A 26,319-nucleotide genomic window follows, 5' to 3' on the forward strand; every position below is an offset into this window, starting at 1 on the left:
TAAATATAATTTTTTGAAATACCATCACGAATAAAAACTTAAGCGCTAACTTTTCTTTTAGCTTTTATCTAAATCAGTACATTTTTTGCTAACGTTTTACACACTTACTTTCCTTAAAAAGTCAATTGCCCCTTTGATATTAAAATATTTTTGTTTCATCAAAGCTATTTTATATTTCACAGGCAAATAAACTCCCCATTTAGATACACTAAACACATCTGAAGTAGTTTCCAATTGATTTGTAATGTTTTTTTCAATTGTTTCAAGACTGTTCTTTATTAATTCTAATTTTGAAAAAAAATCCTCTTTTGATACTTTGATATAAAACACACTCGCATCATCATCTAAACTGCATTTGATTTCTAAAGTATTGAAAAGCAAAAGAAGAGTTCTGTTAATTTTAGTACTTGTAAAAGTATAAAATGCCAGTTCCTTTTCAGACACCAATAGCGGCCTGCTAGTTTCAAAATTTTGAATACTAAAGATTGAGAAATCTTTTCTCATTTGCTCCAACTCATCTCCGGCAGATTGATTTAACTCAGGAAACTCTTCATTATTAAAAAGAATCTGAAACATCTTTTCTCTAATTTTTTGGTGAACAATCCCTCCTCCTCCATTAAATTTAGGCTTCTTACCATCTTTTGCCGGAATAACTTCAATTTTTTTAGCTTTAAAATCTACAAACTGAATCTTCCATATTTTAGCAGCCAAAAGTATATTCTCATCTTCTCTTACTTGGGGAGTATAAGGTATTTCACCAACCTTGTTCCCTGCATTAACAACCTTGAAGTTCTCTTCAACTGTAAATGCACTATAAAAATCTCTACTGTTTACAATTTTTTCCCCTTCAATTCCTACAATGACTTCATCTTGCAATTTCTCAAGAAAATCAATCTCAATCAAATGGTTCAAAATTTCCTCAATATCTACAGCCTCAATATCATTAAATGCGAAATTACTTTTCAACTTCTTGATTAAATCAGAAAGTTTAATTCCTGAATACCCTTTTGTGATTGATAAAGCCTGATGCAATAAAATATCATACGCTAAATTCATAGACTCTGAAGGCTCAATAAAACCTTCTTTGTAAAGACCCCAGCATGCCAATGATTGCAACAAACTCCATTGATGCGTTGCATATAAGAACAAACTGCTTTTTGCCCCATCTTGCCTACCACTCCTACCTACACGTTGTATCAATGATGCAATACTGTTTGTCGCATCAATTTGCACAACTTCATCAACAGAACCGATATCAATGCCCAATTCCAAGGTAGATGTACATGAAATACAAAAATTATTTCGTTTATTATTTTTAGCAAAATACTCCACATATTCTCTAACTTCTTTATCAACAGAAGAATGATGGGAGAAATAATTTGAATGACCTTTTACCCTTTCTGATATTTTTTTCAGTTTAACTGCAAGTTCTTCAGCCCGACCTCTACTATTAGGAAAAATTAGAACTTTGTTATCTTTTGTTTCTATATACAAATCTTTTAAAAGATCTAAAGGAAGTTCAGCGCCTTCATTTTTGAAATATCTAAATTCTGTATCAATTTCTTTTGATGTTTTATCTCGAAGAACTTTTGTTTGTAAAGCATCCCCTGTGAATTTCTTTGCATCTTCATAATCACCAATCGTTGCAGAGAGTCCAATAATTTTAAACTTTGACGAATTTAAATCTTGTAATCTTGACAAAATAGATTTCAGCTGAGTACCTCTATCAGACCCAACAAAATAATGAATTTCATCTATTACAACATACTTAAGATTAGAGAACAAATGTTTAACATTATATGGCTTATTCACAAACATCGCCTCCAATGACTCAGGAGTAATAAGCACAATCCCATTTGGATCTTTGATTATCTTTTCCTTAAGTGTTTTGTTTGCCTCTCCATGCCATTTGGTAACGGTAACTTCAAGGTACTCACAGAGTTCTTCAATTCTGTAAAACTGATCGTTTATAAGAGCAATTAGAGGTGAAATATAAAGTACTTGGACACCCTGTTCACTAAAATCAACCTTTGAGAGAATTGGCAAGAAGGCTGCTTCGGTTTTACCCGAAGCTGTCCTTGAAGCTAAAATATAGTTTTCATTTGTTGAAATGATTCTTTGAATAGCGGCATCCTGAATGGGACGCAATTGTTCCCAACGTTGGTCACGAACATATTTTTTTATAGAATCGGAAAGTAAATTATATGATGACATTATAATTCTTCGATGCTATCGATTAATGATAATTCATCTGGTCTTTCATCTGAAATTTCGATTTCACCAAATAGTTTATTTTTATCTACAGTTGGGTTCTGTCTTAAAATATTTAGAATATTTAAGAAGTCTCGAATAACTTCACGTGGCGTTAAAAACTCTGAAGCCCCAGGTTTATTAAACATTTCTTCCATAAACTGGTGGATGTCATTATCTGAAATATCAATATTTGTTTTGTAGTTAAAATCGAATATGGCTTTAAGCTTTTTCAACAAAACAAATATCTCATTATGATCTAAAGGCATTAAACGAATTACGGGTTGAGCAAAATCTCTAATCTCTGAAGTTTCAAATTTATTTGTCTCTAATCTTGATTTTAAAGCATGATAACTAAAAAGGCCTCTTCTTTCATTTTCTAAAAACTCTCTTGTACCAGCAAAATTGAAAAACAAGTTAGTTACTTTCCCTTGAAAACAATCATTATAAATAGTTAAGATCTTCTCATAGTTTTTCTCTCTCATTACAGAAGTAGAAATTTTATACAAATTTATTGCTTCATCTAAATTGACCATAAAACCACTATATCCCATACTGACAAATAACTTACAGAAATTTTTAAGCATATCATAATAATTCAAATCATTAATGATTTCCCTTACTCCTAAGTCTTGTTTTGCTTCAGTTTTAGTTCGATATTCTCCTTTAAGCCATTTTAGAGCATTTCTTCTTAGCTGTTCATCATCTTTTATATACCCTTCATAATACTTCATAATCACAGTACCAAAATCAAATCCACCAACTTCGGTAATTTCATTAATGGTTTGCATTATATTTTTCTGGATGAGAGGTAAGTATTGCTCTTCTCGAATTTCAGTAAATGAAATATTGTTTTCTTCTGAAGTTTTAATTATTATCTGCTCTATCCATTTTTCAAGCAATGTTGGCAAAGCTCCCCCTTCCGGTTTTGTTTGAATTGCGATATTGTCCATAATAGCTGAGTAAAGCATAACACCTTTACCATCGTTTGAGTACAACCTATTATCGGGAGTAAAATCAGCGTTAGTAACCACAAATTTTTGCTTTAAAGCAACTGTATTTAGCAAATGAAGCATAAACGATTTTCCTGAACCAAAATCTCCAATCCAAAATTTTGCCATACTATGACCATTCTTCACATCTTCTAAGGCAGTCACAAATGCCTCAATCTCTTCGGATCTCCCAACAGTTATATGCTGAACTCCAATTTTAGGAACAACTCCTCCGATTAATGAATTTATAATTGCAGTAGCTTCTTTTGGTTTAATATTATCTATCATTATGCTAAAAGTTTTTGGTAGTAATTATTATCAATAGTGTAGTAATCTTCATCTTCTTCAATCAGAACGTCATCAAGGATTTCATAACACATTTCGTTTATGCTCTCAATCAACTGATTTTTAAATGCTCCTTTTGATTTGGCAAAATCTTCAAATTCGCTTTGCAACATTGAAAAATTATTTTTGACAAAAATTTCCAATGCAGATGTATGTATAGGTTTAAAAGGAAAATCATTTAAATATATTGAGATTGAAGCTTGTTCATTATTTTGAACAACCTTAATTTCAATCTCCTCATTAATCATTTCTGCTTTATTTTCTACTACTTCATTTTCATCTTGAAGATATTCATTTAAAAGCTCTACAGTTCCCGAATGTTGTTCCTGAACTTCTTTGATTAATGTCTTATCCAGTTGAATCTTTTTACGTTTTACAGCATATACTTGAGATACTGAACTAAGCGCTTTTTCAAAGTCTTTATTTTCGATATAAGCAGAGACAATATTTTCAAAAGATTCGATTTGTTCGCTGTTTTTAAAAAGACTCTTTTGTATTGTTTTTGTAAGTTGCTTATTATCGAAAGTAGCTGATTTTAAATCGTGGTATAGATAATGCAAATAAAGTGTAAGTGCTGATTCTTTATCGTACTTCGAGATAAACTTAGATGCTTCAAAAAAGACATTTTCTACCGAAGGATTTTCTTTATTTAAGGCACCTAATTCAATAACTTTCTGAACAAATTTACTCGGAGAGCTATTATACTCAGATGTCATTTGTTCAAATTTAATTTTCCACCGAGTAGTATTCAAACTATTCAACACTATCTCTGTTGTTTCATCAGGTAGAGCAATTCCAGAGATTAGTTCTGAATGAATTTCTGAAACCTTATTTAATATTTTCGTTTCAAATTCCGCTCTTGCTTCGGGAGTTGTTATATAAAGATCAATTTTTATTTTTCTTTTATGACCATATAATTCGCGGATAGTATTTTCACAATATTTAAAAATATTTGTATACAGCTCATTTTCACAAGTTTTCATTCCATAGTTATAGTTATTACTCCCTTTTCTAAATCTATAGTGTTTTCTAACTATCACATCTGCAATTTCTTCGAACTCATTTTCAATTGTAGTATCGTCTTCTGAATATGTTTGTGAAATTCTTTTGATAGTTTGCAGATACAGCTTAATGACCTCAATACAGCAATACTCAATAGATACAAAATTATTGGTTGAAAACCAGATTTTATCAAGAATACCTGTTTCTTCTTTGACAAGATCGAGTTTCTTCTTGTACTTATTTCGCCATTCAAAAGTGGAATAAGAAACCTGACTATATTGATAGTCATAATGGTCTTCTCTTAACCTGGCTACACCTTCTGTATCTCCCACTTCTTGCATTTTTTTTATTAAAAAATTTACTCCATATGTTTTCGTCTTAGGATAATGATTCCCTAAAATTTCAACAAAAGATTCGAGTTGTGTAACATTTTTATGCTTATCAAATTCGTTTAACAAATCAAACAATAAAATAAAGGCATAGTTTGTATTTCCCTCAAGCTCTAAATATTCACCTTTTAGAAAACTGTCTTTAAAATACTGGTAAAATTTCTTCTGTTGAGCAGTAGCATAATTAATCTCTGAATACGAGTAAACATAAGCATGTGACCAATAAGGAACTTTTGAATTTAAACCATAATCAGGTTCTATTATAGTGGACTGTGAACCAACATCAATTATAGAATCATCTTTACTTTCAACTTTTAAAACCGGTTCTGTTTCTATTTTGATACTATTTTTTAGATTATTTTCAACTAATATTGATGTCACTTTTATTTGCTGCTTTTTTGCAGGATCATAGTAATTTTTCTTAGGAGGTGGCGATGGCTTTTTCTTTCCAATTGAACCCAGAAAAATTATTATTCCAATAATAATTAATATTGTCATTATAAACTAAATTAAATCATCAATAATATCAGAAAAATCAAACTCATGGATGAGTGTAATAGTGTGACCTTCTTTTCTAAGATTAATTGCCTTTTCTACTTTCCTCCCATAACAGGAAAAAGCCCAAGCTGGGTTACCATTATCACCAACAATTAAATAGTCTGTCTTTTTACTAACACTTTCTGTAGGGATTCCTCCCAATTTTTGAATTTGCTTTTGTAATGTTTCTCTATTCCCTCTTTTTAATACACCTGTAATGCAAAATGTTTTTCCTGAGAATTCAATATTTGGTTCGCTAGTACAATGTCCTGTGATACTTATATCTGCTGTTTCTTCTTTGATTTGTTCTTGCAACTTCGAATCTTGCAATTGTACAAATTGACTAAAATAAGCTTTTAAAACAATCCGCTCTTCTTCTTCAATTTTACCATCAGAAACAATCGAAAGTATCAAACTCCTTATTTCATCATAAGGATAGTAGGTGTTCAAATGTTCGTTTTCAGATAACCATTTATTCAAATCCAATATTTCTTTATCAGTAATTATTCCATCTGAAAGTATTCCATGACAAAGTCCTTGCAGTGTCTGAAGGTCTGTCGTAACAGCATTGTAATAATAGCTATCACTCTCATACTTCTGACACAGCCAAAATAAATCTTCAATTGTTTCTATTGGCGGAATTTTGTTAGAAATTGTTTCCTCAATTATTGTCATAAATTCGTTAAAAGGATTTCTTTTAATCAAATCCTTGTGAGCGACGACCCATTGTTTGAGTTCGTTAATTTCTCTTTCATTTACCTCATTATCTAAATTAATTCCCAAAAGAACACCTTTAAGAGAACTGATTGCTTTATCTGCTTGGGATTTTGAAGTGTAAATTTTCAGCAATTCTTGGTCAATATCACTCATAATTATATATTTTTTTTGCTCATTTATAAATTAATTTAAGAATATCTATCAACTATATAGTCAAAAAACAAATCAATGTCTGTCAAATTGATGTTGTCACAATAATCAGACGTCAGACAAAACTTTATACTAGCATTAACTAATTTAATTAAAAATAACAATTTACTCTATTATAAAGCAAATATTAGTCATTATTATGCGATGTCATTATGGGAAACCTCATTTCTGAAATAACTTCCAAAAATACCAATAACATCAAGCATCTAAGTACGTATTTATACTGAATTTATGACTCTTATAAGAAGAAAAAGACTTTAACTATTCTCTCTTTTGTATATTTACTTTTAGAAGATGCGAAACTGAATCTAAGTTTTAATTAAAAACACAACGTTGCTGAAATTATCTTAAACAAGAACCAAAAACATACATGGAATATAAAAAATGGATAACCTATTGGAAAAAAAGTTTATCTGATTCACTCAAAGCAGATATCGATATTGATAAATTAAAACATTTTGAAATGGAGAATTTTGAAATAGAAAATGATTTCATTTTTGAACTTCAAAAAATTAACGAGCTTATCGACTTTGAAGAAACTAGGATTAATAAGAAGAAAGGTATTATAAATAAGCAAAGTGAAAATTGGGTAGTGTTAAATGAAGTTGAAATAGTCATTGCTCCAATAAAAATTAAACCTACTACAGAAAATTTAGTTTTTTTAAAAGACCCAAAACCCAAATATCCATTTTGGTTTTTCGCCAAACTAGATAGAAATGGTAAACTAAGAATCCCCGAAGAAACTTTCCCAGTTTTTCAAAGAAAATATTTAGAGCCTCTTGCAGATGAAAGGACGGAGTTCATTTTCAGTTCCGTAGAAAAAATAGATTTGGCTACAGCTATTGGAAAGGAAGAATTTGATAATTATGCTCATTACATCAAATACCTAAAAAAAGTATTTAAGTTTTCCATTGACCAAGATATTGAAGAATATTTCACACAAGGTTATGAAACCATAAGCAATGCCATTATCTTACTTCCTGATGAAGAAATGAACGCTGCTATTGGAATAATTCAACTTTATGAAAAAATTCTTAAAGAAAAAGAAATTCCCAAATTACTAAAGTCATTCATTACCTTAAAAAACGGGGATGTCAAAACTCCAGTTGCTGTATCTGATTTAATAATCCCGAACTCATTACATCTTGGACAGATGGGATTTGATTTCCCTTTATCAATCTCTCAAAGAAAAAGTCTCTATACCCACTTAGAATCAAACGAAAAAGTTTTTGCAGTGAATGGCCCTCCGGGAACAGGAAAAACCACATTACTACAAAGCTTAGTGGGAAACAAATTTGTTGAAAGTGCTATAATTGGACTCAACGCTCCTGTCATTCTTGCCTGCTCTACAAATAATCAAGCAGTAACTAACATAATAGACAGCTTCTCTAAGTCAAATACAAAAAAAGGGAAATTGCAAGGACGATGGATACCTGAAATAGATGGTTATGCCACTTATTTGCCTGCAAATGGTAAAACAGAAGCCGAATTAAAAGGAATTAACTACAAAAAACAAAACGAAGAAGGATTATTCTCTAAAATAGAGAGGCAAGACTTCTTACAAAAAGCAAAAATATTTTTCTCAGAAAAAGCACAAGCCTACCATGGGGTAACCTCTTTTAGTATAAAAGAAACTACTAAAAAACTACAAAATGAAATTATTCAGATACAATCAATTCTCAAAGAAGCTTCTACGATCTGGAATGAATACATGAAAGCTGAAAAAGTCTTTTCAACAGATTATTTAATTTCAAATTCTGAGATTGAAAAATACTATAAAGACTCTATTTTAAATGAAAACAGCTTCAAAGTTGATATCGAAAATTTAAAAAGCATTGAAGAAAGAATTATTAATTATTTCAACAAGGAGCCATTCTTTAGAAAATTATTATGTTTTTTGGGTTTAAAATCAGCTTTGAACAATAGAGCATCTGAAATTAAAATAATTATAAGAGATTCTTTAATCGAAGTAATCAATGGATTTATTTTTACAAAAAGCAGTATTCTTGAAAAAGTAGATGCCAAAATAAAAATGGCAGAAACCATAACAGATAAAATTGAGAATTGGAAAAATTGGAAGAATCAAAATGCCATATATGGTAATCCACCAAGAACTGAAGAAGATTATTGGGAATTTGAATTATTAAAAATTAGAAATGACTCAGAGCCCAATTGTTTTTATGACGAATTAGATATTTCCTTTAGACATAAAGCATTTCAAATAGCATTACATTATTGGGAAGGGAGATATTTAATGCAACTCGAAAGCGATTTATCAGATGACAATTTCACTAAAAAAGGATTGGATGCTGTAAAAAACAGATGGCGAAGACAGGCAATGATCACTCCTTGCTTTGTAAGCACATTTTATATGGCTCCTAAATTTTTCAGTTCATTTAGATTTTTTAAAAAAGGTGAAGATGGAAAAAATATTTTTGACACTCCTCCGCTTTTTGACTTTATAGATCTGTTAATTGTAGATGAGGCTGGGCAAGTTTCACCTGAAGTTGGAATTGCCACATTTGCACTTGCTAAGCAAGCTGTTATAGTTGGTGACGTAAAACAAATCGAACCAGTTTGGAACATCACAAATAAAATTGACGTTGGAAATCTAAAAAAATGTGAATTAATAAAAAGTTATGACGACCTGATTTATGAAAAAGAATTTGACCCGAAAGGATTTCTCTCATCAACAGGGAGTATCATGAAAATGGCTCAAAATGCATGCAACTTTAAGGAAAAAGAAATAAAAGAAAAAGGAGTTCTTTTGGTAGAACACAGAAGATGTTATAATGAAATTATTAATTACTGTAACGTTTTAGCGTATAATGGACAACTCATTCCGCTTAAAGGAAACGCTCCAAAAGATTTGCTTTTTCCGCCTATGTACTGTATTCATATTGAAGGAAACTCAACCACCATAAATACGAGTAGATATAATCAAAATGAGGTTGATGCAATTGTAAATTGGCTTTCAATAAATCGACAATCAATTGAAGAAAAATACGGAAAACTTGAAAAAGCAATAGGTATAATAACTCCTTTTACGGGTCAGAAAAACAGCTTAAAGTACGCTTTGAAAAATGCAGGATTTGACATTGACATCCTAAAAATTGGTACTGTACATGCCTTACAAGGAGCTGAAAGACCGATTGTTTTATTTTCAATGGTTTATGGTGACGGTGACTCAGGCACATTATTTTTTGACAGAGACAATAAACCAAACATGTTAAATGTCGCTGTTTCCAGGGCAAAAGACAACTTTATAGTATTCGCTAACACACGAATTTTAGATAAAAAAGCTAAAACACCATCAGGTATATTAGCCAACCATTTAGTATATGAAAAGTAAAATATATTTACATGATAAAAAACCTTGTTAAGTCAGATTTATGAAAAAGACAAATTACTTTTATATAGATGAAACAGGAAGCATTAGTAATAATGCTCCTTTTTTTATTCATGGATGCATAAAGACCGATTCACCTAATGTAATTACTGATAGTCTTATAAAATTAAAAAACGACTTAACAAGTTCTCTTTATTATGAAAATTTCAAAGATTCTATTCTAAAAAAGGGGTTCCACGCAACTGCTAATAATATGGACATACGAACAGAATTCTACAAACTACTTCCATTATTAGATTATCGCGCTTATTTTGTAATTACAAAAAAGGATTCGCCTTTTTTTAAACAAATAATGAAACAAGGTGACGAATCTGATTTTTTCGAATTTTCTCTAAGCAAACTTTTACATGACAGAATAATATCAAACAGAGATGCTAAAAATATATTTTACTTTGAAACTATTCAATTAACCAAGAGAAATCTCAATACTGTTTTACAATCATTTTTCAGCAAATACCCTGATTATGATATTGAATTTAATATTGTAGGAAAAGAAGAAGAAAATCTTGCAGTAGTTGATTACTTAAATTTCATTTTTGATCATATATTTACTCCCGATAAATTATTCCCTACAATGGAAGGAAATTTTGATAGAGTAGCCGGAAAAATAGCAATCATCAAAATACTCCATACTAACACATATTTAAGCCGTAAAAAGCCACTCGATTTTCAAATAAATTTAAAAAACATTAAAGATAAATACTAGTGGGTTGTCAGATAAATTTTGAATATGATTCCGTATTCGAGCATAATGCATTAGTATCTTTCTTATCCTGACACCCACTTTTTATTATGAAACACTCAGAACTAACAACTATTCAAGACTTGGCCAATTACTTACGTTGTGATGTAGAGTTTCTTAAAAAAGCGACACAACATGAGTTTGATGTTGTTGATTTTACGAATGGCAGCAAATTAAGAGTAACACCTTCTGGGGTCACAGTAGGTCTATTACACATAAAAAAGAAAGGTAAAAATGGAGGTCATAGACCAGTACATGAAATATGGACTGATCAATTTAGTAACTCTTTAAAAATATTGAATAATTACCTAGCAACTATTTACACCCCAGAATATTGTGTTCAAGGTTTTGTTAAAAAGCGAACAATTAAGACAAATGCTGATTTACATCTCGCAAAAAAAATTATTTTATCGGTAGATATTGAAAATTTTTTTGAGTCAATTACAAAATCAATGATAGTAAAAAGTTTAATAAAAATTGGCTTTAAAGAGCAAATAGCAATATGGATAGCAGAATTTACGACAATTAATAACTCATTAGTTCAGGGTTTTACTACAAGTCCAATAATTGCCAATATTGTTTCAACCGAATTAGATTTAGAATTAATTAAATATTGTAAAGATGATATAACATACTCAAGGTATGCTGATGACTTATACTTTTCTTCACAAAAAGAAAATATTTCTTTATCTGAAATTGAAAAAATCATTACTTCTTATGGCTTCAAATTAAATACATCAAAAACTAAGTTCATGAAACGAGGCCAATTGCAATATGTTACTGGACTAACTGTTTTTGATAGCAATAGAGCGAGAATTTCAAAGCAAATAAAGCGCAATATTCGGTTGGAAATATATTATATAACAAAATTTGGATATAGAAGACATATTCGCCTAAAGCTTAAAAAATTAGGATATGACAAAACATCCAAAGATTTTAAAAGTTATGTCAATTACGAAATTGAGGCAACTATCAATAGAATTTATGGATGGCTACATTTTATTAATTCTATCGAACCTGCATTTGCAGAGAAATATTATAAAACACTAAATCAAATTAAACCAAATTTTTATCAAAGTAATTTATTGCAATAGCTACATGATTTTTAACAATTACAATTGACTAATCGATACTCCTATCTTAAACTGGGATTAATTAATTGCAATGCCATTGCAATTATTATAATCATAAAACCAGTTGCAACCAAATACAAAAACTGGTTGTTTTATTTACTTGTGTAATAAAAAAAAGATTCCATGCTAACATAAACTTAATATATATGATTTTTTTCTAGTTTAGTAGTTGAAAGACTAAATAAAAAAATACATATGAAAGAAATAGTTTCTGTTGGATACTGCTTACCAACACATGATGATGATTTTATCAAATTAGACAGTAACTCTTCATTATCTGATGCAGATTTAGTTATTTTTTGTCCTGATTTTAAAACTACTAATTTTTCTTATGGCTTAAATTCTACTTATAAAGGCAAAATATCATATGATCTCAACACTTCATCAAGAATTATTGAAGCTACAAAACATTGGAGAAAAGAGCTAAACTCATATTTGAAAAGCGGAAGAAATTTATTTATTTTCTTATGTCAAAAAAATGAATTTTACATAGATACTGGGCAAAGAAATACAAGTGGAACAGGAAGAAATCAAAAAGTAACAAATATTGTTGATTCCTTTAACAATTACAAAGTCTTCCCTTTTGACATTGACGTCAACAATGCCAAAGGAAAAAAAATAATAAGCAAAAATGAATTATTAAAATCATTTTATAATTCATTTGAAAAAAATTTAAGCTTTGAAGCTTATCTTGAACCAAAAGACCACTATACTGAACTTCTTCAAACTAAAACCTTAGACAAAACCCTATCTGTTACTTTTAAAAAAGATGAAGGACAAATTATTATTTTACCATATTTAGACACGAGTAAAGATGAATTTTATGACAAGCATGGAGAATGGACGCAAGAAGGCATAATTTTTGGAAAAAAACTTATACAGTGTATTTTAGAGATTGATAAAAAAATATCATCTCAACATGAAAGAACAGCCAAACCCGAATGGTTGGAAAATGAAGAATATAATCTTGAGAAGGCAGAAGAAATAAGTGAACTAATAAAAAAGAAAAAAAAATCAATACAAAAGCTAGAAGACGAATGTGAAGAATTAAATCAGGCTTTTATCGAGGAAGAAACATTTAAAGATTTACTCTTTGAGACAGGCAAGCCACTAGAAGTTGCAGTTATTAAAGCATTGGAAATATTGGGATATAAAGCAGAAAATTTCAACAATGGAGCTTTAGAGTTGGATCAGGTAATTACTTCTCCTGAAAATTTTAGATATATAGGAGAATGTGAAGGCAAGGACAGTAAAGCAATCGATATCACTAAATTCAGACAGCTTCAAGATTCCTTAAATGAAGATTTCGAAAGAGAAGAAATTTATGAAAAAGCATTCGGATTACTATTTGGAAATCCTCAAAGACTCAACCCACTTGGAACAAGAAAAGACTTTTTCACTGAAAAATGTATAAAGGGTGCTGAAAGAGAAAAAATTGGATTGATAAAAACAATAGATTTATTTTTTGTATGTAAATATCTTAGTGTAAACAATGATGATAAATTTAAAAAGAAATGTCGTAATGCAATTCATAGTTCTTTAGGTTCAATTGTTAAATTTCCAGATATCCCTAAAAAATAGCTTGTACTTCACAAGATTGAGTGCATAACAATTACCATTGCAATGATTCTATTATCCAATTGCAATGATTCTATTATCCAATTGCAATGCATTGCAATGATAGAAACTGGTTGCAACCAGTTGAACAAATCCATTGCAATAATTTTACCCGAACAAATAAGTTAGCTAAAAACAAGTCAATTAACTTATCAAAGAATCATAAAACCAGTTGCAACCAAATATAAAAACTGGTTGCTCTTATTTGGTTGCAGAAGTTATTAAAGTCGATATCTGATTGCTTATTGTAGTCTTGAATTGTAACGCTTAGTAGTTATAGTGAAAAATGTGTTGATTTTGTTGATTTGTTGACAATAGTATGTAATCTCCTGTATTTATTGGGTTTTACACTTCAACAGGCCGTCAACAAACTGTCAACAAAAAAAGTGAAGTGAAACTATAAATTTGATTTGTTGACATAAAGTTGATACGTTGTTGACCTGTGAAGCATTGTATTTATTGGTTTCTTATTCATTTTTCAACAAGTCAACAGTTTTTAATGAATTTATCTTTCTTAAATGTATAAAACCTTCCCTTTCTGCTTTCGGTGTAAACACTCCATTTATCCTGATTCATTGTGGATAAATCCAAACTATAAAAATTGTAACTGCTATTTTTAGGCTCGAGTTTAAAATTCTCAGTGATTATTTTAGAAACATAACTCTTCCCTACCCTAATATTGGCAAGATTCAGTTGCTCGTGTAAATCTTTGGTTGTATAATACAATTCGTTTAATTCAAGTGTATGGAATTGCTCAATGATGAATTCTTCAATTTCTTTTTCTATTGTACTTCTGTTTCCTTTTATTAGAACTTCTAAAGCTTTGGTATAAATCAATTCTTTAGAAAACCACATTCTGGTTGTTCTGGGTGCTTTTACCTCTCTATGGGTTAAATAATAAGTAAAGTTTGAAATCTCGCTTCTCATTTGCTGTAACAAGTCCGGGTTTTCTTGTGTAAACGGATTGACTTTAATAACCCAATACCTGATTTCCAAATCATCAATCTTGATGAAATTATCCTCATTATTCGAACATAAGATAAACTTACCAAAAAACTCGATTTCAGCTTTATCAACTCCTTTTCCTTCCAACTTGTAATGATTAGAGGTTGAAAGGTTCTTAATACGCTCACTATCTTCCTTTTTATCTAATAATACTTCATCAACCGCGACAATCAACTTCCCTGCCCAATCGGAATTAAAACGGCTTCTGAAATCTTCATTTTTATTGATTGTCATATTTCCTTCAAAGATTAACTTTAAGAACTTCAAAAAGGTACTTTTCCCTGTATTTCGCTCCACACTTACCAAACATAGTATCGGTAAGATTTGGCTGGGATGCTTCCAAAGGATTGTTAAGTAATCCAAACCCAATTCGTATTGCTCTCCGAAAATATGTTGCAAAAAGAATTTAACATTCTGCCAATCTCCTTTATCACTTATTTCATAGGAAAGAGGTTCGTATTTATTATAAAAATTATTGATTTCTCTTTGATAATCTACATGGGAAGGAAACGTACAAAAGGTTTCATACTTTTTAATCTGTTGTAAACTTTCTTTCCCAAAATCATCTATGATAGTTGCTTTATTCCACTTTATCAATGATTTCATATTGTCACCACTCATCAATGGACACAGTACTTCCTTGAAATACTCGGTTCCAACACGGATATACTCTTTCATATTTCAAAAATTATGGATGCCATTTTTGAATGATCAAGATTATCAATGTACTTACTTTTCCTGATTGTTATTAAAATGCCGTGTAATTCAGCATCTTTTAATAATACGTTATTGATATTATTTGATAACAATTTGAAATTATAATTATCATAACTTTTAATAAGCTGACCGATTAGCTCACAGGATTCAATATATTTCCCTGTTGCATACACTAAGGCTTTATCATCATTATAATCCAACCTTAGTCGTGCAAAATCGTTTTTCATGGCATTCAAATGACTTAAAGCATCTGAAATTAATATCTGATTATTTGTTTGCATAAGAAAGACTTTTTAAAATTCACCAAACTGGTTTTTCTGATTCAATGATTTTAAAATCTCACTTCTTTTGTAACGAACCTTATTCCCTATCCGGTACGCTGGGATAATATCTTTCTTAGTCCAATCCCATAAAGTGACCAAACTAATCGAAAGGAGTTTTGCGGTTTCTAGTCTAGTGAGAAGTTGGTCTGTTTGCTCATTTAATTGCAATGAGCCTGGATTATTTTTTAATGCTAAGATAACGCCATCAATAATTTCATTTTTAAAATCAGTAGCGTTGATGTTTTCGAATTGCAAGATTTCTTTAGCCATAATTTAATTATTAGTTTTTATTAATTATGGCGCAAACTTAATCTGGTCGTATGGAGTTAAAACTATTAGGGTAACCCTGTGAGTTACCCTAATAGTTTTTTAATAATTTCATCTGCTTTTTTCCTGTCGTTTAAAAGCTTGTCTGAATTCTCGGAACTTTTCTTGTCAAGTTCAAGATAAACCTTTTTAATATTGTCTTTATTTTTACCAAGTAAGTGACTAAGGATTTCTCCTTTTTTGTTCGCACTTATACTGCTCCAATCTTTCATGTTTATGATTTCCTCAAGCAGAAAAACTTGTAATGATGTGTCAACAACATTTGATTTCTGTTTAGTTTCTTTAAGAGCATTAATCTGTTCTTTACAAAAGTCAATTTGTGTTTTGATGGTATAATATTTTGTCCATATACTCAAAATATTTTTTGGAATATCTGGCATTTGAAAATCTGATGTTAAATACTTCTGAATAAAAGTACTTTCTCCTCCAAGGTAGGCAAAGATTAATTCATGCCAATTTTCAAACCCGTTAACCTCCTTTATTTCAGCATAAACAAGATACTCTGATTCGTTTTTAACCTGAGAATATAAATCCTTGTGTTTTTTCTCCAAGTATTTTATCTTTTCGACGTTGTCAATTCGCCCTTCCAAGTTGGTTAAAATCTTGTTTAAATCAAATTCTATGTCGGAAGCAACAGTTTCAACAAAAAACTGTATTGACGAATATATCTCTTCTAAAATGCATTGATTTATTTTATACACTTTTGAGTCCAAAGTTATCGAAGTATCAAGCTCTATTGAATCTGTTTTCTCGTATTCAGTTAAAAATTTAACTTTATAGTTGGTTGAAGTTTCATCTTCAATAAAAACATTTTGCACAATAAGGTTTTCTATATTTGAAAGTTCCAACTCTTGTGGCTTGAATTTCTTTACAAATTTTCTGTTTTCTATCTCCTGATAATCAAAATACATTTTACTAGATTTTTTATTTATTTACACTTCAAAAAATTAACTCTTAGAGTTACATCTTTAAGTTATTGAATTTGCTAAAGTTTATTTTTGGATAAATTGTTTCTTTCAAAAAGAAATTCTAAACCTGAATATTTTTTTGAATTGGGACAATTGTCGGACAAAGCAGAAATAAAAAAACCGCAAATACTTATTCCTAAGTTACTTGCGGTTTACGCTTGCAGAGAGGAAGGGATTTTTACCACTCTTATAATTCGCTATATATCAGTAATTTGAAATACTTTTTAAATTAGGGTAACCGAATTTACCCCCTTTTAATCGTAAACAATTCATTTATTTTGTGAATTGTAAATATACTCATTTACAATGAAACGGCAAATAAAACTTAACAAATATTGATTAACAGAATAAAGAAATGGCTGGAGATAGATGTTCAATGACTGTACCAGTTATTGAACTTGTCTAAAAACTGAATAATAAATCTGCTTTTTCTAATTTGATCTGAGGCTTGTTTAATTCAATGACTGCGGATTTAACTTTAATTTTATCCTCTGTTGATAAAAATATAGGAATCAGTTCTTTTAAATCTATTTTCAATAACCTATTTATAATAATCAAATCTTTAAGAGTAAATGGCTTTATTCCATTCATTAACTCGGACATATGTGTTTTACTTTTATGACCCAAAATATGTCCTAAATTTTCTTGGGTTAAATCAAGAGTTTTTAATTTTTTACGTATCTGCTGTTTTCTGTTCTCTATAAAAATTCTTTCTTGTTCGGCAATAATCTCTGATTTGTCACTTTCAAATACTTTTTTATCAGTCAAAGTATCTAAATTAGACCACTCTTTATTTTCATATACTTCAATTAAATCTCTTAATTTTTTTCTAAGATTTTTGAAATGTACACTTTCTTTAGATAGCAACCTTAACTTTCTATCAGCAATCATCGCCCTTTCTAAATCCAATTCATTATTAATTGAACCGTTCTCAATGAATTTTTCTATATCAAAATTTGTTTTCATTAGTCAATATGGTTTTTATCTCTAAGCCATTTTTCAATGGTTGATTTGTTATTTTTAAAAACTCTTTCATATTCTTGATGCGTTCCTGTCCAGATTATTGTGGCTTCGCCGTCATCATCTAACTCAATTAAAATTAATGTCCTATGAATATTAATATCAAAAAAATAGAAACCATCACTGTGAACACAATCTGCATCTTTTCTAACTTCAGTTAGAACTGATTGCTTCGGGTCAAATTTTTCTAAATCTTCTATCAATTTATCGACTTCATCACATAACTTTCTATTGCCGATATTTTTCTTTTTTAATTTTAAAATTGTTTTTTTACCTATTACTCTCATAATAATTATAGCAAATATAAAAAATAAGTTCGGAATATAACCGAACTTATGTGTTAATTTTTATTCTTTTAACTTTCAATAATTGAAAGGTACATTTTCTTTATTACCCTATGTGATAAATTCATCTGTTCAACTATTGAAATTTGTTGCCTTGTACTATTTTCTTTTAGCTACAATATCACTTAAATAATTCCCTCTAAATAACGATGGTGTAAAATTATGTGCTACCAATAATTTCGATATTTCTAATGGAGTAATAGCATTAATCCCAATACTAACAATTCCATTTACAAATTGAGATAGATTTTTTCTTATTTTATCTAAAGTAGCATCATCTATTACTTTTGTGTTTTCACTTGGATTAACATTATAACCTTTCACTTTTGGCGATTGTAAAGTTACAAGGGTATGCTTAGTTGACTCTCCATATTGCTTTTTGAACCATTCCCCCGACTGCAATAATTGTCCAATATTGTCACGAGTAATTTCAGTATGAATAGCCATTGATTTTGCCTCTAATACTAAAAAATGATTATCAGTCATCCCCCATAAAACATCTGGACCATTCCCGTATTCAAATTCTGGCTCTTGAGCATAAAAACCAATAATTCTTCCACAATTTGCTAGTGCATTTTCAAATTTCGTTGAATTAATTTCGGGACTATACTTTAAATCATTAAGTACTTCTTCTAAATAAATTTTAAAATCTTGCGATTTATCAAATTGGCTGATAAATTTTTTGATATTTGAGGACTGCTCTTCATAAACACTAATCTTAGTATAATTGTTACCTAATTTCGTTTTGAACATATGAGATGCTAAAGCTGATGCTCTAATTTGTAAATCATTAGCTAAAACCTTTTGTTCTAAATATAATAATTGAGCAGCATATTGAAAATACCATCCCTTTTGTTTATCATTAATGGATGTACCATCGATAATTTTACTTACAATAGTATCTTTTGCACTTGTATAACTTCTTGAACGAAACAAGTCAATAGCTTGTTTTTCATATTCGGCAATATTTATATTTTTTATTTTTTCATTGTTTAAGGTTTCAACTTCAACTTTTGAAATGCCTTGAGAGTGAAACGTTCTCCAGTCTATGTTTTGCGACAAACAAAAATCAATTGTATCCGCAATAGTCTTTAGTGAATTTTCTTTATCCTCCTCATCCAATAGAGAAAGCCCCATTTCAAGCTGTTTTCTTGTAACTGAAGTAAAATATTGCAAATTATATCTATTTCCTAAAAATTGAAGCAAGTCGTTACCCATCAATATCACTGCACAATAATCACTTCCGGATCTCACACCTCTGCCTAACCCTTGCTCAATTATCTGAGCCTTAAGTGAAGCTTTAACACTTTCTAACCGCATCTCTGTGTAAAGTTCTTTAGAAGAGGTAAAAACTGGATAACCATCTAAAATTAAAATTCTACACATATCCCCATTCAAATCAACTCCGTCATATCTGTTTACTAAAACATGTAAACCGCCTTTCTTTAGTTTAAGGTTGTTGATATTATCATTTATGTCTCCTTCATTTAAGAAAACTGCTCCGTTTTGAACCCAAGGTACAGCTTTTGCATAAGAAGGAACTAAAATAACGACATTAATCTCTTTTAGAGCATAGTCTTTTGCCAACTTATAAATATCAGTATCGAATAAACTAGGGTCAAATCTTTTTGGGGCTAAGATTAACCTTTGACCTATGTCTTTTCTGTCTTTAGGAATTAGAGCGTTGATAATACTGTCAGAATTAATTCCGAAATCTTTAATTAAATCTGTTTGGTCTTCAAATGTTGCAGATAAAATATACTTATGTTTAGCTTCAGTGAATGATTTTACGTTTTGATAAGGAACATGTATTGGTGCTATTTCGATACCTCTTGGTCCCAAATAACAGTCATAAGACAAAAGGTCATCTGAAATCAGACCCCACTTAAATTTTAATTCGTTATCATCAGAAAATTCATTTAAAAGTGTAATTACTTCGTCAATTCTATCCATCCAAGCCCAATATGGAACTTTCAGTATGCTAGCAAATGGATCGCCGTCAAATAATCTTCGATAAGTTCCAGGTGCTTGGTCAATTAAATCGGTTTCAAATAGCTTTATTATTCTTTCACACGCGCTATGACCTCTAGGTAAATTAATCGTTGTAGTATCTCTAGCTTTATCTAAGCAACTATGTGCATCATCAATAACGAGAGAGCCAATATTTATTTTATCTCGATTAAAAATTGATTTTGAATTAAATAATTTCTGAAAAGTACACAACAAAATGCTCTTACAATTGTGAAAATCGGTTGGGAAATCATTATCCTCATTTATTTCGCATACAGGAATACCATACAATTCAGCCTGTTTTTTTGCTTGTTCCAATAGTTGTTTATCTGGGCATAGGTATAATGATGTTCCAACTCCTTCATTCATTTTGGAATGTAGCATTAATAAACTTACTAATGTCTTACCCGATCCTGTATTCATTTTGCATAAAACATCTCTCTGGTCTCTTATTGAATGCCATGAGTTCAAAACTTCTTCTTGAATCCCTCTTAAATATGAGTATCCTTCTTTGTGAAAAAGTCCTTGAAATATATCAATTGGATGAATTGGTAAATCTTCGTCACTAGTTGCAAGTAATTTTTTTGAAAATATATTCATAAATTCATTATAGTTTTGATTGTTCTTTAATTTCCATTAATTTTTAAGGGACTGTTATGAATGTGATAATCACATATAATTTGCAAAGATATTAAAGTTAACAAAAAAGAATTGGTTTTTCTTATAGATGTGTATTAATAATCAAGTGTAATTTAAAATTATGTTTCGTAGTATCATTGTCAGGGTAAACCTGACTTTTTAATATAAAACATAATTTTTATCTAAATATTTATAAGCTAAAAAAAGCCGTACTACATTCCTGCAACACGGCTTTAATCAACCAATTAAAAACTACTTTTTACCTTTCGCCTTTACAACTCTACCACCTTTAACATAACGATACCCTTTTTTCAACGTACCGTCTTTTTTAACTCCTTCTCGGACAATTACTCTACTGCATAATTTTTTAGCTGAAATTCTCTTTTTACTTTTCGGTTTTGCTTTTTTACTTACCATGATTTTGAATTTTAATTATTTAACTTTAAACGATAATTTTCTTTTACTTTTTTGTTCTGTTGGTTCACTAACAACCTTTTTGTAATACATCGAGTATATAAAAGTGAGGTCGTTTCCTCTGTTTTTTTCAAGTGTGGCAAACCTTTGTTTTGGGTCTTGATTCGAGGAACAATGAATTACAGAAGTTGGATTGTGCGCCATCTTGTTACCGCCATACATTGCACCATTTTCTTTTACTTGAGATATAAAGCACCAAATTACTTTTGGGTAAGTGGTTCTTAAAAAATTCAGTTGGTCGGCTGTAATTTTTAAATCCGTAACGGAATCCGCTATAATGACTTTAACTACTTTACAGAAATCCTGTAACTCTTGAAAAGGTTTTTCTAAATAACCTTTTATAGCTATGTATCCTCTTCCTTTCTCGCTTGTATTTCGGTTAATACTGTCTAGTGTATCTTTACTTTCAATCCCTCCTTGTTCATAATCGATGTAGGCAACTGGCGTTTGTTGTTCTCCAAAAGCATTAGCAATTTGCATAGCCAACTGAGATTTTGAACTGTGTTTATTTCCTTTAATCAAGATGAGTGCTTTGTGTGGTTGTTGCTTTTGCAAAAACTTGCCAATCTCTCCTCCCAAAACAAAAACATCTTTAGCCTCTTTTGGTGCGGAATTGGCAGAAACAAAGCCCAATTTCTCTAACTGATTTAAACTTTTATTCCGATCCTTTGCAAATGTTTTTTCACTTACTCCAGTAGTGGTTTTTCCTGGTACTTTCACAAGTCTTTTTTTCTTTACTTCAGTAGTTTTTTTAGTTTTGGCTTTTGCTCCCAATCCAACAAATAAATCCAATTGTTCCCCTTGTTTAGTTTTACTTTTGAATTTACTTTTTGGAGTTCTTTTGACTGGAATTTTTACAGCTACTTTTTTTACTGGCTCTTCCTTTTTTTCCTCTTCCTCTTCTTTTAAACTATCGGAGTTTCTACCTAATATGTAATTGACTGCTTTTTGAGATTGAGCTGAAGCTTTCAAAAAAAAGCGATTGTCATTTTCCAATTCGCTCACCAAAACAGTATTCCAATTTTTAAGATACTTAGCTGAGTTTTCTTTGGTTTGAAATAAAATTCCAGATTCGGAACACATGAAAACTGCTCCGAGTTCTGCAATGAGTTCCTCAAAGGCATAAGGTTTACTTCCAAAAGTTCCAGTCATATCCCTGTTCAATCTTTTTTTTGCTCCAGTTGAATGGGTCAACTCGTGGAAATAAGTGCAGTAATACGAAGCCTCTTTTTTAAAAGCTTTAATATTTGGCATATTGAGTTTATCGGTTGAAGGCTGATAATAAGCTCTATCTCCAATAAAAGTGTATGTAGGTGGGTCTTTATAACCATCGATAAGACTTTGAGCCTGCTCAATTGGATTCACATTTTTATTACCTGTTGCCTCAGGAAATTTTAATCCAGTACAATCATCCGCCCTAAAAACATTGTAATATTTAATTACTGGGATTTTCACTAAATGCGCCTTCAAATCTTCTTTGGTTAGTCCGTGAGATTTTACAAACTCGGTAAACTTTGCCTTATCAGTTGTTTTGAATTTTAATGTACCATTATCGTAATTAAAAATCATAGTGTAATAAATTACTCGTCTTGCTTTACTATCCTTTTTCAATGAAGCTTTAGTTTCCCTGATTTGATTAAAGGTTAAATAGTACGGTTGAATAAACTTTATAGGCACTAGATAACCTTTGCCTTCTTCATCAAATTTCACATCGAAATTCAAAAGGAAGTTTGCTCCAGTGTATTCTTTCTTGCTTAGATAATTTTTAGCTGCACCATCAGAACCCGAACCGACCCAATCTTTTTGCCAAGGTAAATGCCCGACTTTATCAATGGTATTGATAATCAAGTCTGTGATATAACTGTAAATATCATCAGGTGAAACTCCATTTAGTCCACCTTCTGAATCCTCTTCAGAAATGTATTCTAGTGTTGGAAGAATGATTTTTTGCTCTGCTCCACTAAGTCCTGCTGGTTCTATTAATTGCGTTAGTTCAATAGCAAAAAGAGTATCATTATTTTGTTGTAAAACTTTACTAATCCGACTTGCAATAATCGAATGCCTCTGCTTTTTAGCTCTTGTTAAAAGGGATTTCAAAAAGGAACGTTTTACAGTTTTACCGTTAAGATTATTGAATGATGATATTAAATCCATGCTTACTTTATTATTGAATATTCTTTGCCTAAAACACCTAAAATCGTTTCGGTTTGAAAGTCATTTACACTTCTTATTTGAGAGAGACTTTGCCAATTGGAGATATTCTCCAATATTGGAATTTCAACAATTAGATCCTTCAGTACATGTTTTCCTTTGGCAGGAATGGATAAAAAGGATTTATTGACTGTGATTGTAGCAATTCGCTTGGCTGTTTTATCTTTGAGTATAATCCGTTTAACAATTGCAATAACTCCATCAGGACTAAAATTATCACCTGTAGGATTGTAGATTGTAACATCCAAATTAAAGCGCACTCGTTTGAAATTAATATCAAAGTTTCTAATTCCAGTTGGTAATGCTTTTAGTTTATTCATTGTTTCTTTCCACTTATTGAGTTTGCTCGTGTACCATAATGCTCCAATGCCTAAAATTGCACTTGTGATTACGATATGTTTAGCTCTTATGCTCATAAACTTGTTCTTTTTCTGATTAGGGCAACTATCTTAAATCCGATGTAGAGTAATACCAAAATCCCCAATCCCATTAAAAATTTTTTCAATTTTGATAAGGGCTTTTCAACCACCACAGGAATTTTTTTAACCTGGATAATTGTTTTTACTTTTTCATCTTTAACCGTCGTATTTTCATTTTTGGTTTGAGCGATTTGTGCATAAAACTCCAACTGCTTTTTAAGTTTGTCATAAATGAGTTTATAGCTGTTATCTCCTGAATTTTTAGTAGTATTCAACTTGGATAAAATTTCATCTACCTTAGCATTAACCAAACTATCAAAAACTACATTTCCTGTTTGACTCTGCACAATCGGAGTAACTAACTTATCATCAATTGCCTGATTAATAATAGTGCTTTTGATACTATCTCTTTTCTGAATTTCATTTTTAAGAAGCGTGTTTTCTTGCTTTAATTTTTTAGCTGAAGAACAACTTGTAAAAACCATACTGGAAATGATAAACAAGGCGATATAGTGGATTAACTTTTTCATGGTTTTGATTTTTTAAAGTAGATTTTTATAACAAAAAATAGTAGTTCCGAAACCTCTATTACCTGAATCAAATCGATTTCGTAATAGACACTGAGGACTCCGATAATTTTGTCAAAGGTTTTTCTTTTCATTTCCCTTGTTATTCAAACAGCCTGAACATCGTTTTTGATATTCCTGCAATTGTTCTTTAAGGTTTTTAATTTCAATAGTATTTTCATCAATAATCCGCTGCATTTCTTCAAACTTCTTATCCGTTACAACTGACATTTTGGTGTAAATTGAATCGATAGCTTCGAGTGCTGAAGCTTCCGTTTTCTTTAGCTCTGAATTTCTTGACTTCCAAGCGATATAAATCGAAATCAGAGTCGTTGAACCCAAGAAATAGTTGAGTATGGTTTCTATTGGTAACATATTTTATCCTTTATTTAGTTTTAGAACCAAAATCGAGCACCCTAGTAAAAGGGTTGTAGAAGCTATAAACAGGTTTACTCTTCGATTTGACCGTTCTCGGACTCGCTTTTTTTTTTTAATATCCCAAGTGTGTCAATGCCTGTATAATAATTTAGCTGTTTGACCCGCTCAGAAAAATTGGTAAGACCACCGTTGATTTTCTTAGTAATTGATGTGATATTGTTTGTATCTGCAATTGGATTAAGTTTGAACCTCACACTCCAAAACCACCCTGCAATATCAATTGCAATGTCTGGGCGTGAAGCCAAATCAGGGTTGGCAACTACATCGACACCAGAATAATCTTTATAGGCTTGATAGTTTGCTCTACCTGTTAATTGAATTAATCCACGTCCTCTAAATCTCCAACCGTCACCAACTTGAGTATTACCTAAATTTACTTTTCCCCAATTTCCGCCATACACAATGTTAGCGATGGCTTCCTGATTGGCTTTGCGTTTAGCTGTTCTTCCATAAAAGTTAGCTTGAGCAACTGAAATCTGATTCGTTCCAAAAGTTTTAATTAGTCCAGCAGGAGTGTAATTCAAGTTTTCAGAAAGTTTTATAAATCCGCCCGTTTCTTCGTGAAGCTGTGCTAAAAAATGCGCAACACGCTTTGGAGTATTAATAGCATACTTTTTAAAAACCTTTAAAAAAGGCGTACTATTTGATAATAAAAATTCCATTACAATTGTACTTTTTTAGGTTCGACATCGGACTTTTTGTTTAATTTGGATTCTATTTTAGGTTTAGATTCATCACTCATTGAAGCGATAATGATTGCGCCCAATACTCCTAAACCAATCCATACTCCTGTACTTTTATTCATTATCTCCAGTCTTTAAGTCTAATTTGTTTTACTCCTTTTTGAGTGAAAAGAGCATTCTCCGTATTTCTTCCAAAATCACCGTCCACCTTAACTTTTAATAAAGTTTGTAGTGTTCTTACTTCTATTCCTTTGCTACCTTTTTTAAGAAGCATAGTTTTATCAATTCCTGATGTCTCAGTTACCGCTTGAATAGTTGGTAAAATCTTTCCAATAGGTTTTATGACACTATGATCTGCAATCCAATAGATGTCATTTAAAAAAGCACCATCCCTTTGAACTACATAGCGATATGTTCCATCAGGCCTTTTGCCAACCCAAATTATTTTTCCGATTTTATCTCCTTTTTTAAAAGTGGCTTTTCGAATTCCCTCACTGGTATAATTTCCGTCTGCCATCTTCCTTGCATCATAGGTTTTTGTTCCATTAAATCCTGAAGCCATCACTCCCTGACCTATGCTGTATCTAAATGCATCAGCACTTCTAACAGGAGGTTCTGATATTGTTTTCACAGGAACAATCGGGGTGGTTGCCAATGTTGGCGTTCGTATAGGCTTCGGTGTGGCAACAGGTAAAGTTTCATTGCTTAAATCCGCTTCAATTTCTTGACTGATTTCATTATCATTCTTATTTTTTTGAACGAAATAATAAATGCCACCACCAATAGCAAGAGCGATACCGCCACCAATCCATATTTTATCTTCTGTGGTCAT

Annotated in this window: 23 protein-coding genes; 4 read left to right on the plus strand and 19 right to left on the minus strand. The window is 30.8% G+C overall.

Going from position 1 to position 26,319, the window contains the following annotated elements; translation table 11 throughout:
* Nucleotides 1-96: 96 nt before the first annotated feature.
* Genes NAT51_RS15450 through NAT51_RS15465 form a run of 4 tightly spaced genes read right to left on the minus strand, consistent with a single transcriptional unit; the run spans nucleotide 97 to nucleotide 6,385 of the window.
* Nucleotides 97-2,214: a DEAD/DEAH box helicase gene (locus tag NAT51_RS15450; RefSeq protein ID WP_250600236.1), complete on the minus strand. Its 2,118-nt coding sequence runs from the start codon at nucleotides 2,212-2,214 to the stop codon at nucleotides 97-99.
* Nucleotides 2,214-3,530: an ATP-binding protein gene (locus NAT51_RS15455; RefSeq protein ID WP_250600239.1), complete on the minus strand. Its 1,317-nt coding sequence runs from the start codon at nucleotides 3,528-3,530 to the stop codon at nucleotides 2,214-2,216. The genes NAT51_RS15450 and NAT51_RS15455 overlap by 1 nt, the downstream gene beginning before the upstream one ends.
* Nucleotides 3,530-5,476 (minus strand): tellurite resistance TerB C-terminal domain-containing protein, encoded by a 1,947-nt coding sequence (locus NAT51_RS15460; protein WP_250600241.1) that lies wholly within the window; start codon nucleotides 5,474-5,476, stop codon nucleotides 3,530-3,532. Before NAT51_RS15460 ends, NAT51_RS15455 begins: the two co-directional genes overlap by 1 nt.
* A 6-nt stretch (nucleotides 5,477-5,482) precedes the next feature.
* On the minus strand, nucleotides 5,483-6,385 hold the full coding sequence (locus NAT51_RS15465) for a BRCT domain-containing protein (RefSeq protein WP_250600243.1): 903 nt from the start codon (nucleotides 6,383-6,385) through the stop codon (nucleotides 5,483-5,485).
* Nucleotides 6,386-6,812: 427 nt separating this feature from the next.
* On the opposite strand from NAT51_RS15465, the gene NAT51_RS15470 reads away from it, so the two are divergent.
* The 4 genes from NAT51_RS15470 to NAT51_RS15485 all read left to right on the plus strand — a co-directional run bounded on the left by NAT51_RS15470 (nucleotide 6,813) and on the right by NAT51_RS15485 (nucleotide 13,307).
* Complete coding sequence (locus NAT51_RS15470) at nucleotides 6,813-9,794, plus strand: AAA domain-containing protein (RefSeq protein WP_250600244.1); 2,982 nt, start codon at nucleotides 6,813-6,815, stop codon at nucleotides 9,792-9,794.
* Nucleotides 9,795-9,834: 40 nt separating this feature from the next.
* Complete coding sequence (locus tag NAT51_RS15475) at nucleotides 9,835-10,557, plus strand: hypothetical protein (protein WP_250600247.1); 723 nt, start codon at nucleotides 9,835-9,837, stop codon at nucleotides 10,555-10,557.
* A gap of 86 nt (nucleotides 10,558-10,643) precedes the next feature.
* Nucleotides 10,644-11,687 carry a reverse transcriptase family protein gene (locus NAT51_RS15480; protein ID WP_250600249.1) on the plus strand — a complete coding sequence of 348 codons (1,044 nt, stop codon included), beginning with the start codon at nucleotides 10,644-10,646 and terminating at the stop codon, nucleotides 11,685-11,687.
* Between the two features lie 234 nt (nucleotides 11,688-11,921).
* Nucleotides 11,922-13,307 (plus strand): hypothetical protein, encoded by a 1,386-nt coding sequence (locus NAT51_RS15485; RefSeq protein ID WP_250600251.1) that lies wholly within the window; start codon nucleotides 11,922-11,924, stop codon nucleotides 13,305-13,307.
* Nucleotides 13,308-13,829: 522 nt separating this feature from the next.
* On the opposite strand, the gene NAT51_RS15490 is transcribed toward NAT51_RS15485, so the two are convergent.
* The 15 genes from NAT51_RS15490 to NAT51_RS15560 form a co-directional block, all read right to left on the minus strand.
* Nucleotides 13,830-15,026: a primase-helicase family protein gene (locus tag NAT51_RS15490; protein ID WP_250600253.1), complete on the minus strand. Its 1,197-nt coding sequence runs from the start codon at nucleotides 15,024-15,026 to the stop codon at nucleotides 13,830-13,832.
* Nucleotides 15,023-15,346 (minus strand): hypothetical protein, encoded by a 324-nt coding sequence (locus NAT51_RS15495; protein WP_250600255.1) that lies wholly within the window; start codon nucleotides 15,344-15,346, stop codon nucleotides 15,023-15,025. Before NAT51_RS15495 ends, NAT51_RS15490 begins: the two co-directional genes overlap by 4 nt.
* A 12-nt stretch (nucleotides 15,347-15,358) precedes the next feature.
* A complete protein-coding gene (locus NAT51_RS15500) occupies nucleotides 15,359-15,658 on the minus strand; it encodes a helix-turn-helix domain-containing protein (protein WP_250600257.1) in 300 nt (99 codons plus the stop codon).
* Between the two features lie 83 nt (nucleotides 15,659-15,741).
* A complete protein-coding gene (locus NAT51_RS15505; RefSeq protein WP_250600259.1) occupies nucleotides 15,742-16,626 on the minus strand; it encodes a hypothetical protein in 885 nt (294 codons plus the stop codon).
* A gap of 459 nt (nucleotides 16,627-17,085) precedes the next feature.
* Entirely contained in the window at nucleotides 17,086-17,649 is a 564-nt protein-coding gene (locus tag NAT51_RS15510; protein WP_250600261.1) for a transcriptional regulator, read from the minus strand.
* Entirely contained in the window at nucleotides 17,649-17,990 is a 342-nt protein-coding gene (locus NAT51_RS15515; protein WP_250600263.1) for a type II toxin-antitoxin system HigB family toxin, read from the minus strand. The genes NAT51_RS15510 and NAT51_RS15515 overlap by 1 nt, the downstream gene beginning before the upstream one ends.
* A gap of 156 nt (nucleotides 17,991-18,146) precedes the next feature.
* The gene (locus NAT51_RS15520) at nucleotides 18,147-20,657 is read right to left on the minus strand and encodes a DEAD/DEAH box helicase (protein WP_250600265.1); all 2,511 of its coding nucleotides are present in this window, start codon (nucleotides 20,655-20,657) and stop codon (nucleotides 18,147-18,149) included.
* 291 nt (nucleotides 20,658-20,948) lie between these two features.
* Nucleotides 20,949-21,113: a hypothetical protein gene (locus NAT51_RS15525; protein ID WP_250600267.1), complete on the minus strand. Its 165-nt coding sequence runs from the start codon at nucleotides 21,111-21,113 to the stop codon at nucleotides 20,949-20,951.
* Nucleotides 21,114-21,128: 15 nt separating this feature from the next.
* Entirely contained in the window at nucleotides 21,129-23,324 is a 2,196-nt protein-coding gene (locus NAT51_RS15530) for an ArdC family protein (RefSeq protein WP_250600269.1), read from the minus strand.
* Between the two features lie 2 nt (nucleotides 23,325-23,326).
* Nucleotides 23,327-23,797 carry a hypothetical protein gene (locus NAT51_RS15535; RefSeq protein WP_250600271.1) on the minus strand — a complete coding sequence of 157 codons (471 nt, stop codon included), beginning with the start codon at nucleotides 23,795-23,797 and terminating at the stop codon, nucleotides 23,327-23,329.
* On the minus strand, nucleotides 23,794-24,330 hold the full coding sequence (locus NAT51_RS15540) for a hypothetical protein (RefSeq protein WP_250600273.1): 537 nt from the start codon (nucleotides 24,328-24,330) through the stop codon (nucleotides 23,794-23,796). Before NAT51_RS15540 ends, NAT51_RS15535 begins: the two co-directional genes overlap by 4 nt.
* A gap of 111 nt (nucleotides 24,331-24,441) precedes the next feature.
* Nucleotides 24,442-24,741 (minus strand): hypothetical protein, encoded by a 300-nt coding sequence (locus NAT51_RS15545; protein ID WP_250600274.1) that lies wholly within the window; start codon nucleotides 24,739-24,741, stop codon nucleotides 24,442-24,444.
* 74 nt (nucleotides 24,742-24,815) lie between these two features.
* A complete protein-coding gene (locus NAT51_RS15550; protein WP_250600276.1) occupies nucleotides 24,816-25,466 on the minus strand; it encodes a glycoside hydrolase family 19 protein in 651 nt (216 codons plus the stop codon).
* Nucleotides 25,466-25,609 carry a hypothetical protein gene (locus NAT51_RS15555; protein ID WP_250600278.1) on the minus strand — a complete coding sequence of 48 codons (144 nt, stop codon included), beginning with the start codon at nucleotides 25,607-25,609 and terminating at the stop codon, nucleotides 25,466-25,468. The genes NAT51_RS15550 and NAT51_RS15555 overlap by 1 nt, the downstream gene beginning before the upstream one ends.
* Nucleotides 25,609-26,319, minus strand: a complete 711-nt coding sequence (locus NAT51_RS15560) for a peptidoglycan-binding domain-containing protein (protein ID WP_250600280.1) — start codon at nucleotides 26,317-26,319, stop codon at nucleotides 25,609-25,611. The genes NAT51_RS15555 and NAT51_RS15560 overlap by 1 nt, the downstream gene beginning before the upstream one ends.

The sequence above is a fragment of the Flavobacterium amniphilum genome (assembly GCF_023634845.1).
GTDB lineage: Bacteria > Bacteroidota > Bacteroidia > Flavobacteriales > Flavobacteriaceae > Flavobacterium > Flavobacterium amniphilum.